This window comes from Coprococcus sp. LG101-27 (assembly GCF_027695515.1).
Taxonomy (GTDB): Bacteria; Bacillota; Clostridia; order Lachnospirales; family Lachnospiraceae; genus Allocoprococcus; species Allocoprococcus comes.
Genome location: NZ_JAQEUJ010000003.1, coordinates 239,653 through 250,590, shown reverse-complemented (window position 1 = coordinate 250,590; position 10,938 = coordinate 239,653). Strand labels below are relative to the sequence as shown.

Genomic DNA, 10,938 nt, shown 5'->3' with positions numbered 1-10,938 from the left:
ATTTTATTTTTTTAATTGTCTACTTGACGGGAAGCAGTTCACAATTCAAAGACTTTTTCTTTTTCTATCTTCTATTCTCCTTTTTCCTGCAGAATATCCACGATTGTCTTCTCAGTTCCAATCATGCCTGGCGAAGCGATTTCTCCCATATGCCGCATCGTATCTTCTGGTGTAAAACCATTGATTCCATGAATATCATCAATAAAAATATCATGCATCGCAAAGTCTGCTGATTGGAATGCAGCGTTCACTGCCACAACACCTTTCATCGTACATCCTTTGTTTCCGCCGTGACAGATCATACCCGTAATACTGCTGGACATATTGTTGATCGTTCTTGCCATTGCATTTTCATCGCCACCGTTAAGAAAAACCAATGCACAGGCCATTCCGGTGCCGGCCGCAATACCACAGCCGCAAAAAGCAGAAAGTTTTCCGGAATACTCTTTGATATACATACAGATAAGATAACTTAATGCGGTCGCACGATATAAGGTTTCATCACTTAAGCCCCGGATCTTGCAAACACCGTAAAGTGGCATGGTTGCAATGATTCCATGGGCACCGGAACCGGTAATGCTCATGGCCGGTCTGTCAAGTCCGATCACACGGGCCTCAATTGCTGCATTACAAAGTAAGGATGCTGTATTTAACTCATTATCAGAAATAATCTTTCCGCCATTTTTCTCAAGCAGATAGCGTGCATATGTCGTTCTTGGATTCTGAATCCCTTCTTCGAACAAGGCATAGTTCATCTCATAGGCAGCTTTTATAAATTCGATTTCCTCTGCCGGAACTTCTTTTGCATATTTGTAAATCTGTTTTAATGTGTAATTGTGGATCAGTGGTTTTTCTTCTTGACCGCCTTCCACAGAAGCCTCTTCTTTCTCAAGAATCACTTCTCCATTTACCTCAATACGAACAATATTCGTATGTGCATCGCGTATCCGAACCACTGCCTCTCCAGCTGTTGTCTTTACACGGGCTTCGATAAAAATACGGCTTGTGATCTCACTCATTTTTACAACGATTTTTCCGTCTTTTACCAATTTTTCTGCTGCTGCATTGTCAGCTTCTGTTACATCCGCAAGACTCTCCAGCTCTTTTTCCGGTTTCCCTGCTATCACTCCCAGCGCTGCCGCGTATTCATTCCCGTAAAAATGACTGTTCGGAATACCGCATGTATATGCGTTTTTATACATTCCGCTATTAAGCAAAAGTGTAACTTCTTCCAGTTCTCCCGCAACGTAGGATTTTGCCTTTGAAACCGCATACGCGATCGCTCCCGGCTCTGTTACCCCAAGAGCCGGACGCATATCCTCTTTAATTAATTGTGTTAATTCATGCATTTTCTTTTTCTCCTCTAATCAGATATTCAGATTATTGACTGCATCCTCTAATTGCTTTAAAGCTTTCTCCAAAACAGCTCTCGGACAAGCTGCATTCAACCGCATAAAGCCGTTCATTGTCCTTGTAAAAGACGAACCGTCATTTAATCCAAGCCCTGCCTTATAAATCATAAAATCCTTTAATTCTTCATTATCCATATGCAGTGCTCTGCAGTCCAGCCACACAAGATAGGTTGCATCCGGCATATTTGCTTTGATCAGAGGAATCTTTTTTTCAAAATAATCACATATATAATCAAGATTTCCAGAAATATACGCAAGGAGTTGTTCCAACCACTCTTCGCCCTCATTCAATGCTGCTTCCATTGCAACAGAACTAAACGCATTGTTTCTATGTATATCCATTCCACCCCAATATCCGTCGAACTTTTTCTTCATCTCCAGATTTGGGAATACCGTGGTTGATGCCTGAAGTCCTGCCAGGTTAAATGTTTTTGTCACGGAAATACATGTGATCACCTTATCAGCTGCTTCTGGGACAACAATTGCTGCCGGAATATGTTTTTTCCCATGAAATATGAGATCCGAATGAATTTCATCCGAAACTACCTGAACATCATTTTCAAAGCAAAGTGTCAGCATTTTAGACAGCTCATCTTGGGACCATACGCGTCCAAGCGGATTATGTGGATTACATAAAATGAAGAGTTTCACTGCGGGATCTTTTACCTGCTTTTCAAAATCTTCAAAATCTACTTTCCACACCCCGTCATGCTCAAGGAAATTATTTTGTACAAGTTCTCTTCCTGTATTTTCTGTGATTTCGAAAAATTCCGGATAAACCGGTGGCTGAATTAAAACCTTTTCTTCTTTCTTTGTAAATAGCTTAATGATCGCTGCAAGAGCCGGAACCACACCTAAACACCAACTACATAAGTTTGTATCAAGTGCCCATCCGTTTCTTCTTAACTGCCAGTCGGCATACGCTTTAAAATAACTATCTGGGCGGGATGTATAACCCCAGATTCCTTCTTCCGCTTTCTTTTTACATGCATCAATAATAGGCTGCGCTGTCTTGAAATCCATATCTGCAATCCAAAGCGGAATCACATCATCTGTCCCAAAATTCTTTACCCTTTCATCATATTTTGCAGAACGGTTTTTGCTTCTGTCAACAGGCTCATCAAAATTGTATTTCATATTTTCATTTCCTCTTTAATTATGCATTATTCTACCAGATGACAGGCTACATAATGTTCATTTCCAACGTTTCTGAAGATTGGTCTTTCTTCATGACAGCGTTTGGTAGCATATGGGCATCTGGATGCAAATTTACATCCTACCGGTGTATCAATCGGACTTGGGACATCCCCTTGCAGCATAACCGGTTTCTTAGTTTTACTGATCGCAGGATCAAGTTCAGGAACCGCTGACATCAATGCTTTTGTATATGGGTGCAGTGTCTGTTCGTACAATTCTTCTGTCTCCGCAAATTCTACCAGAGATCCAAGATACATAACACCTACTTTTTGGGAAATATGTCTGACCATAGAAAGATCATGTGCAATAAACAAATAAGTAAGTCCAAGACTTGCCTGCAGATCTTCAAGCATATTTACTACCTGTGCCTGAATACTGACATCAAGTGCCGAAATAGGCTCATCGCAGACTACAAAATCCGGATTTACCGCAAGTGCTCTTGCAATCCCGACACGCTGCCTTTGTCCACCTGAAAATTCATGAGGATAACGGCTGGCATGGTCTTTTCCAAGACCAACTGTATTCAACAATTCATAGATGCGTTCCTGTCTTTCCTTACCTTCATAAAGATGATAAATATCCAGTGGCTCACCGATAATATCTGAAACCGTCATACGAGGATTCAGAGATGCATATGGATCCTGAAAGATCATCTGCATTCTTTTTCTATATGGCCATACTTCGGCTGCGCTCAACTGTGCAATATCTTTCCCATCAAATATGATTTCTCCTGCTGTCGGTTTATAGAGACGCATGATGGAATATCCGGTTGTAGATTTTCCACATCCGGACTCTCCTACAAGTCCGATTGTTTCTCCCTTTTGAATTTTGAAGGAAACTCCGTCCACTGCTTTTACATACTCGATTTTTTTACCTAAAAATCCTTTTTTATTCTCAAAATACATTTTCAGGTCTTTTACTTCCAGAAGTGTATTATTTGGCATGTCGGATTCCTCCTTTCTGACTTTCGTACTCTTCGTTCCGAGGTGCCTGCGGATGGCACATAAAACAGCTTACACGATGTGTATCACTGATATACTGTTCCGGCACCGGCATGGATGCACATACTTTCATTGCATATTTGCAGCGCGGATAAAACGGGCAGCCTGTCGGTGGATGAAGCATATCCGGCGGTGTTCCAAGAATCGGAACCAGTCTTTCTTTTGATGCTTCTCCGGTTACTTTTGGTACAGAGTTCAAAAGTCCCATGGTATATGGATGGTGCGGTTCATAGAAGATTTCTTCTGTTGTTCCTTCTTCCATAATTTTTCCGCCATACATAACGATGATTCTGTCACAGATACTTGATGCACATCCTAAGTTATGTGTGATCAAAATAGTAGCTGTTCCAAGTCTTTCATTTAATTCTTTCATAAGAGCCAGTACCTGGGCCTGAATGGTAACATCCAGCGCGGTTGTCGGCTCGTCTGCGATCAGAAGCTCCGGCTCACAGGAAAGCGCCATCGCGATCATTGCTCTCTGTCTCATACCGCCTGAAAATTCATGCGGGTAGGAATGAAATCTTTTTTCCGGTGAAGGAATACCTACCAGCCGCAGCATTTCAAGTGCACGTTTTTTTGCATCTTCTTTTTTAATTTTATGATGTGTCAGAATGGCTTCTGTAATCTGATCACCAATTTTAAATAACGGATTCAATGATGTCATCGGATCCTGGAAGATCATAGCAATGTGATCCCCCTGAATCTTACGCATCTCACTTTTTTTCTTCTTCAAAAGATCTTCTCCGTTAAAGAGAATCTCCCCGTCTTTTACTCTTCCCGGATATGCAAGCAGTCCCATAATAGAAAGTGACGTAACACTCTTCCCACTGCCTGATTCACCTACAATACCAATGATCTCGCCTTTATCTAATCCAAAACTGACATCACGGATCGCCTGCACCTCTCCTAAATGCGTAAAGAAAGAGGTATGTAAATTTTTTACATCTAATAATTTTTCACTCATTTGCTTTTCCTCCTTACTTACGCTGTTTTGGATCGAATGCATCTCTTAAACCATCACTCAATAAGTTAAATGTAAGAATTGTAACTGAAATGGCAATCGCCGGATATACCATCTGATATGGATATACATAAATTCCTGCTAAAGCGTCATTACACAAAGTACCCCAGGAAGCCATCGGTGCAGAAATACCAAGACCTACGAAGCTCAGGAATGCCTCGTTGAAAATTGCACTTGGAATCTGCATTGCCATATTTACCATGATAGGTCCCATCATATTCGGGATTAAGTGTTTCACAATAATTCTCTTTGTATCTGCTCCTGTTACAATCGCTGCTTTGACAAATTCCTGCTGTTTCAGCGTCAGAACCTGTCCTCTGACGATACGGGCCATTTTAACCCAGAATGTCAAACCTAATGCAATAATGATCGAAGAAATACCAGGTCCTACTACAACCATGATCAAAATAACATACAACGTCATCGGAATGGAGTCCAAAACATCAATAAAACGCATCATGATATTATCAACTGTTCCACCGCAGTAACCTGCAATCGCACCGTAGAATACACCAACCACAAAGTTGATAAATGCCGCAAACAGACCAACCAAAAGAGAAATACGTGCACCATATACAATACGGATAAACAGATCTCTTCCCAGACCATCTGTTCCAAGCAGATAGGTTTTATTTTTTATCTTCTCCTGCTTTGTAAGCTTCTCACCATCACAAGTGATCACTGTTCTTTCTATCTTGTTTTCCAAAATACTTTTGGCTTCTTCAATTGTAACCTCTGTCACATCGCTTCCTGCATAATAGTTTTCAAGATATTTAATTCCTTTGATCGCTACTGTATCTAAATCTTTTTTTGCTGCTTTCTTTTCTAATTTTTTATACTCTTTACTTGCATCTGAATAACCACTATAATCAACACAGATTTCACTGTTTCCGACCGTAAAGAAATTTTTCTTTCCATTGACATCTTTATTCTTTACTTCTGCAAGTCCTTCAAGATTTCCTTTTTTGTCAACCACAACAACTGTATACTGTGGTGTTACATAAATATTTTTTCCGTTGTCAAGCGGATATACTTTCATTACATCCGGAATATTCGCTAATTCCAGATTCTGTGTCTTATAATCATATTTCCAAAACATTGGGATAAAAATAGCTCCGATTGTAATCAAAGCAATTACGATCAAAGAAAGGATCGCTATTTTATTGGATTTTAATCTTCTCCATCCGTCTTGTAAAAAAGTAAGACTAGGCCTTTCCATTTTCTCAGCATTTTTTTCTTCCTGTTCCAACGGTGCCCATAATTCCGGAGAGATAACGTTATTTTTTTCGCTCATATTTTCTCACCTGTTTTACTGATATTTAATACGTGGGTCAATTAATACATACAGAATATCGACTACTAAAATGCAGATTACAAGAATAACTGAGAAAAATACAGTAATACCCATAATCAATGTATAGTCTCGGTTAAGGATACTGTTTGTAAATAAGTTTCCGATTCCAGGAATACCAAATACCTTTTCTACTACGAAAGATCCTGTAATCAATGCAGCAAACATCGGTCCGATATAAGTTACAACCGGAAGCAATGCATTTCTTAATGCATGTTTTCCAAGTACCTTCCATTCAGGAAGTCCCTTTGCCCTTGCTGTACGAATATAATCCTGATTCAGAACATCCAACGTAGAAGTTCTTGTCAGTCGTACAACATATGCCAGTGAGAATAATGCACTGACTATAACCGGTCCAATATATCCCTTCCAGCTATTCACACCAAACGATGGTACCCATCCTAAAATCTTGCTGAACAGATATAAGAATCCTGTTGCAAATACAAAGCTTGGGATTGTCGCCCCTAGGGTTGATAGCACCATCAAGACTCGATCTACAAATTTATTTTGCCTCAATGCGGCAATAATACCAAAAAATATTCCGAAACCTAAAATAACTAACGAAGCCCAAATACCGATTGCTAAAGAATATGGAAATCCTGCTGAAATAATATCATTGGTTGTGATTCCTTTTTTCATAAAGGAAATACCAAAATCCCCATGCATATAGTTCCGCATATATGTTCCATATTGTTCAATAAACGGTTTATCAAGACCATATTTTGCTTTCATATTTGCAATAATTACCGGATCGTTCATTTTCTCGCTGGCAAATGGGTCACCTGGAATTGCATTCATTAATGTAAATGTCAGTGTCATAATGAACCAGATCGTAATAATCGCAGAAAGTACTCTTTTCGCTATATATCTCAGCATATTACTTCTCCTCTAATAATAGGGAGACCGAAAAGCAAGGTACTTTTCGGTCTTCCTAAAGTCAACAACTACTCAACGATTTCAGCATGGCTGAACATAAATGAATTGCCCAATGTAAGTTCAACGTTTTCTACCTGATCTTCATTTACAAGAGCCACAAATGACGGATAATAAAGTGCTGTGATCGGCATATCATCCATAAGTGCTTTATTCGCTTCTTCCCAGGCTGCATCTCTTTCTTCGCCTAATGAAGCCATTGCTTTATCAAATGCTTCATCAAATGCTTTGTTACCAGGATTTAATGTTGTATCGTTCGGAGCGCCTTTGTATTCTCTCCATCTCCACTGGCATGTATTATTACCATTCTGAGAATAGAAAAGTTTAATAAGTCCACTTGCATCGTATGGGTTATTTGTCCAGCCACCAGGAGCCATCTGATAATCACCTTTACTCTTTGTAGAGCTGAATACACTTGATTCTTCTGCGCGGAGTTTAACTTTGATATTTAAATTTGTTTCCAGCATCTGCTGAATTGCTTCACAAAGTCTCTTGTTCTTTTCAGTATTCGCATATGTGATTTCCACCTCCGGAAAGCCCTCTCCGTTTGGATAACCTGCTTCCGCAAGTTCTGCCTGCGCATCTTCTACCTTAGCCTGACGCGGATCGATTCCATATTCTTCTGCCGGATATCCATCTGCTTCAAGTTCACGAAAATGTGTTCCATCTGTTTTCTGACATGTCGGAGCGATAAAGTTACTTGCCGGGATAGAACCATCTTTTAATACCTGTTCTGTGATCTGCTTTCTGTCGATTGCCTTGGCAACTGCTTTTCTTACATGAACATTATCAAATGGTGCTTTATCTACGTTGAAATTCAGGAACTGTGCTCCTGTATCGGCACTGACAATTACATATGGATCTTCAGCAACAATCTGTGGAATCTGTTCTGCCGGAAGGTGATCCATAACATCGATCTCACCTGCCTGATATGCCTGATATGCGGTATTATCATCTGTAATAAATACTGCTTTGATACCAGGAAGTTTTACTTCGTCTGCTGCATAGTAGTAAGGATTCTTTTTCAGTAATAAATGAGATCCAACCTGATATTCTTCTAAGTAGAATGCTCCGTTACTGATTGCTGATTCCGGTTTCTTCTCCCATCCTTCACCTGCTGCTTCCACTGCTTCTTTTTTAATAGGAAGATAAACGTCATTGGCAACTAACTGCGGGAAGAACGGTGTTGCATTCTTCAAAACAACTTCAAATGTATAATCATCAATTGCTGTTGCTTTGATATCATCATACTCACCTGTTCCTTCAAAATATTCAGTAGCACCTACAACATAATCTGTGATAGCCTGAAGTGCTTCAGATGCAAAATCCGGATCACAAATTCTTCTCCAGGAATATTCGAAGTCTTTTGCTGTCACCGGACTTCCGTCTGACCATTTCGCATCTTTTCTTAAATGGAATGTATATGTTTTTCCGTCCTCTGAAACATCCCATTTTTCCGCGATACCCGGTTTAAAGCCATCGGATGTTGATACGGTGAGGCCTTCAAACAACTGCTTACAAATCGCATCTGATACAGATTCAGAGTTGTTCGTTGGGTCCCACTGCTTTGGTTCAGAATACAATCTCCACATAAGGTATCTTCCCTCTTCTGATCCTTCAGTTTCCGTTTCTGCTTCCTGTTTTGCTGATCCATTGTCAGAAGCTTTTTCTTTTTTGCCACCGCACCCCGCAAAACTAGCGACAACCATCGTCAGTGCTAAAAACAACGCTAATTTTTTCTTTTTCATACATTTCTCCTCCTTTACATCCTTTTTTGAGTTTCGTTTTACGAAAAAGATTTTTTCTGTGTTTTTTACTCACAGTATAAATATTACTGACAGTATAATTCTTTTTGTATATTATGTCAAGATATTGACAGCATTCTTTTATTGTTTTATAATATTTCAACAACTGTATGTTTTGTTTTTCTATAAGAAAACAAATAAATTACATAAAGGAGGATTTTCTTATGAAGAAAGCACTAAAAATCTACATTTCTGTAGATATGGAAGGAATGGCTGGTATCACTTCTCCATCCCAGGAACGCGATGAGGTTCCTTCCTTCCGCCGCGCTTTACACAATCAGGTACGCTGGATCATCGAAGGAATTCATGCTTCCTCCAGAAATGATGAAATCGGGGAAATCACCATTTCTGATTCTCATGGAAGCGGAACGAACCTTTCTTATGATGAACTTTGCCAGATGGATGAACGTATCAGCTTAGTAAGCGGTTCTCCAAGAAGACAGTACATGATGTCTTGCCTGGATGAAACCTACGATGTTGTATTTCTGGCCGGATATCATGCCGGTCCGGGAGAAGATTTCGCCAATATGGATCACAGCTTCTACGGAAGAGTTGTTTCCAGCCTTAAGATTAACGGAGCCTATATGAACGAAAGTACAACGAACGCAGCACTTGCTGCTTCTTATAAGGTTCCGGTAGGGCTTATCATCGGTGATTCCGGTCTTCGCAAACAGCTTATAGACAAAGAAATGATGCCATGGGTAAAATTCGTAACAACTAAAGAAGCTCTGTCACGCTATGCAGCAAAATTCCCACCACAAAAAGTTCTCAGGGAAAATACGATTTCTGCAGTAAAAGAAGTTCTTGATTCCGATTTAAGCAAAATTCCTTTATACGAAGTTGCGACTCCGATCAAGCTGGGATTTGAATTTAAATCAACAGCAATGGCCGACACTGTTGCACAAATTCCTCGCATGAAACGCTTAAGCGGTACAGAAGTAGAAATCACATGCGATAACATGCATGAATTAGAATGTGGCATCTCTGCAATTACCGGTCTTGCAGGAACAGCTAACTAAAAATTTCGAAGGAGAAAAAGAAAATGGGAAAATATAATTTTGATGAAATCATCGACAGACGCGGCACATCTTGTAATAAATGGGAATACAATGTTCCGGAAGATGTCGTTCCGATGTGGGTAGCAGACATGGATTTTGCAGCAGCTCCGGAAATTCGCGAAGCAATGCAGAAACGTTTAGATCATCCTGTTTATGGATATACTCATCACAGCAAAGAATTAAAAGATGCCATCGTATCCTGGGTAGGAAGACGTTATCACTGGAATATCCAGAGTGAATGGTTAGGCTTCAGTCCAGGCGTTGTTCCTGCTCTTGTTATGAGTCTTTTATCCTTAACAACACCTGGGGATCGTATTGTGATCATGACACCTGTTTATCATCCATTCTACTCTTCGATTGAAGAAAATGGACGTGTTATCATTAATCACCAGTTAGATTGTGATGAAAACGGACGTTATTCCATTAACTTCGAGCGTCTGGAAGCACAGATCGACAACCGCTGCAAAGCGATCATGATGTGTAATCCTCATAATCCGGCTGGTCGTGTATGGACAAAAGAAGAGCTTTTGGAAGTTGCTAAAATCGCCGAACGCCATGAGCTGTATATTATTTCCGATGAGATCCATGCAGATTTCGTATATGGCGGAAAACACCATACTCCGATGGCATCTGTATCGGACTATGCTATGGAACATACAATCACAGCTTTTGCACCGAGTAAAACCTTTAATGTTGCCGGTCTTTGTCAATCTTATGTTGTTATTCCGAACAAGAAATTATACAATGCGTATGACGCAACCTATAATGCGTTTGATCTAGGAGATAATGTTTTCGGTATGACAGCGTTGACTGCCGCATATACAAAAGGCGAGGAATGGCTTACAGAAATGCTTCAATATCTCGAAGCTAACAGAGATTTCACCGTGGAATATATCAGAGAAAATATTCCGGAAATCAGCGTTTGGTCACCTGAAGGAACATATCTTCTGTGGCTTGATTGTTCAAAGCTTAATCTGGAAAATGACGAATTAAATCAATTTTTCTTAGAAAAAGCAAAGGTAAAAATGAATCCTGGATATCGTTTCGGTGCTCAGTGCAGCACTTATATGCGATTAAATATTGGCTGTCCACGCGCTCAACTTCAGGAAGCTCTTGCCCGCATTGAAAAAGCAATCAAAAACCGCTAGTTTTTATACTTG

General features: G+C 40.0%; 9 protein-coding genes. 2 read left to right on the top strand and 7 right to left on the bottom strand.

Annotated elements, in window-relative coordinates:
- Positions 1-71: 71 nt before the first annotated feature.
- From PG766_RS04980 to PG766_RS04950, 7 genes are all read right to left on the bottom strand, one after another.
- The gene (locus PG766_RS04980) at positions 72-1,349 is read right to left on the bottom strand and encodes an L-cysteine desulfidase family protein (protein ID WP_118198631.1); all 1,278 of its coding nucleotides are present in this window, start codon (positions 1,347-1,349) and stop codon (positions 72-74) included.
- An 18-nt stretch (positions 1,350-1,367) separates the two neighbouring features.
- Entirely contained in the window at positions 1,368-2,549 is a 1,182-nt protein-coding gene (locus PG766_RS04975; RefSeq protein WP_118198630.1) for a MalY/PatB family protein, read from the bottom strand.
- A gap of 26 nt (positions 2,550-2,575) precedes the next feature.
- Positions 2,576-3,553 carry an ABC transporter ATP-binding protein gene (locus PG766_RS04970; RefSeq protein WP_008373311.1) on the bottom strand — a complete coding sequence of 326 codons (978 nt, stop codon included), beginning with the start codon at positions 3,551-3,553 and terminating at the stop codon, positions 2,576-2,578.
- Positions 3,543-4,574 carry an ABC transporter ATP-binding protein gene (locus tag PG766_RS04965; RefSeq protein WP_022220050.1) on the bottom strand — a complete coding sequence of 344 codons (1,032 nt, stop codon included), beginning with the start codon at positions 4,572-4,574 and terminating at the stop codon, positions 3,543-3,545. The genes PG766_RS04970 and PG766_RS04965 overlap by 11 nt, the downstream gene beginning before the upstream one ends.
- A gap of 13 nt (positions 4,575-4,587) precedes the next feature.
- The gene (locus PG766_RS04960; protein ID WP_118198629.1) at positions 4,588-5,925 is read right to left on the bottom strand and encodes an ABC transporter permease; all 1,338 of its coding nucleotides are present in this window, start codon (positions 5,923-5,925) and stop codon (positions 4,588-4,590) included.
- A 15-nt stretch (positions 5,926-5,940) separates the two neighbouring features.
- Complete coding sequence (locus tag PG766_RS04955; protein ID WP_117824449.1) at positions 5,941-6,858, bottom strand: ABC transporter permease; 918 nt, start codon at positions 6,856-6,858, stop codon at positions 5,941-5,943.
- Positions 6,859-6,926: 68 nt separating this feature from the next.
- Positions 6,927-8,663 carry a peptide ABC transporter substrate-binding protein gene (locus PG766_RS04950; RefSeq protein ID WP_117824448.1) on the bottom strand — a complete coding sequence of 579 codons (1,737 nt, stop codon included), beginning with the start codon at positions 8,661-8,663 and terminating at the stop codon, positions 6,927-6,929.
- Positions 8,664-8,884: 221 nt separating this feature from the next.
- On the opposite strand from PG766_RS04950, the gene PG766_RS04945 reads away from it, so the two are divergent.
- Positions 8,885-9,739: a M55 family metallopeptidase gene (locus PG766_RS04945; protein WP_243000077.1), complete on the top strand. Its 855-nt coding sequence runs from the start codon at positions 8,885-8,887 to the stop codon at positions 9,737-9,739.
- 23 nt (positions 9,740-9,762) lie between these two features.
- Entirely contained in the window at positions 9,763-10,926 is a 1,164-nt protein-coding gene (locus PG766_RS04940; RefSeq protein ID WP_118198628.1) for a MalY/PatB family protein, read from the top strand.
- The last annotated feature ends 12 nt before the right edge of the window (positions 10,927-10,938 follow it).

Coding starts and splice junctions, on each gene's coding strand:
- PG766_RS04980 (WP_118198631.1), bottom strand. CDS start 1,349: ATGCATGAATTAACACAATTAATTAAAGAGGATATGCGTCCGGCTCTT.
- PG766_RS04945 (WP_243000077.1), top strand. CDS start 8,885: ATGAAGAAAGCACTAAAAATCTACATTTCTGTAGATATGGAAGGAATG.
- PG766_RS04960 (WP_118198629.1), bottom strand. CDS start 5,925: ATGAGCGAAAAAAATAACGTTATCTCTCCGGAATTATGGGCACCGTTG.
- PG766_RS04940 (WP_118198628.1), top strand. CDS start 9,763: ATGGGAAAATATAATTTTGATGAAATCATCGACAGACGCGGCACATCT.
- PG766_RS04955 (WP_117824449.1), bottom strand. CDS start 6,858: ATGCTGAGATATATAGCGAAAAGAGTACTTTCTGCGATTATTACGATC.
- PG766_RS04970 (WP_008373311.1), bottom strand. CDS start 3,553: ATGCCAAATAATACACTTCTGGAAGTAAAAGACCTGAAAATGTATTTT.
- PG766_RS04975 (WP_118198630.1), bottom strand. CDS start 2,549: ATGAAATACAATTTTGATGAGCCTGTTGACAGAAGCAAAAACCGTTCT.
- PG766_RS04965 (WP_022220050.1), bottom strand. CDS start 4,574: ATGAGTGAAAAATTATTAGATGTAAAAAATTTACATACCTCTTTCTTT.
- PG766_RS04950 (WP_117824448.1), bottom strand. CDS start 8,663: ATGAAAAAGAAAAAATTAGCGTTGTTTTTAGCACTGACGATGGTTGTC.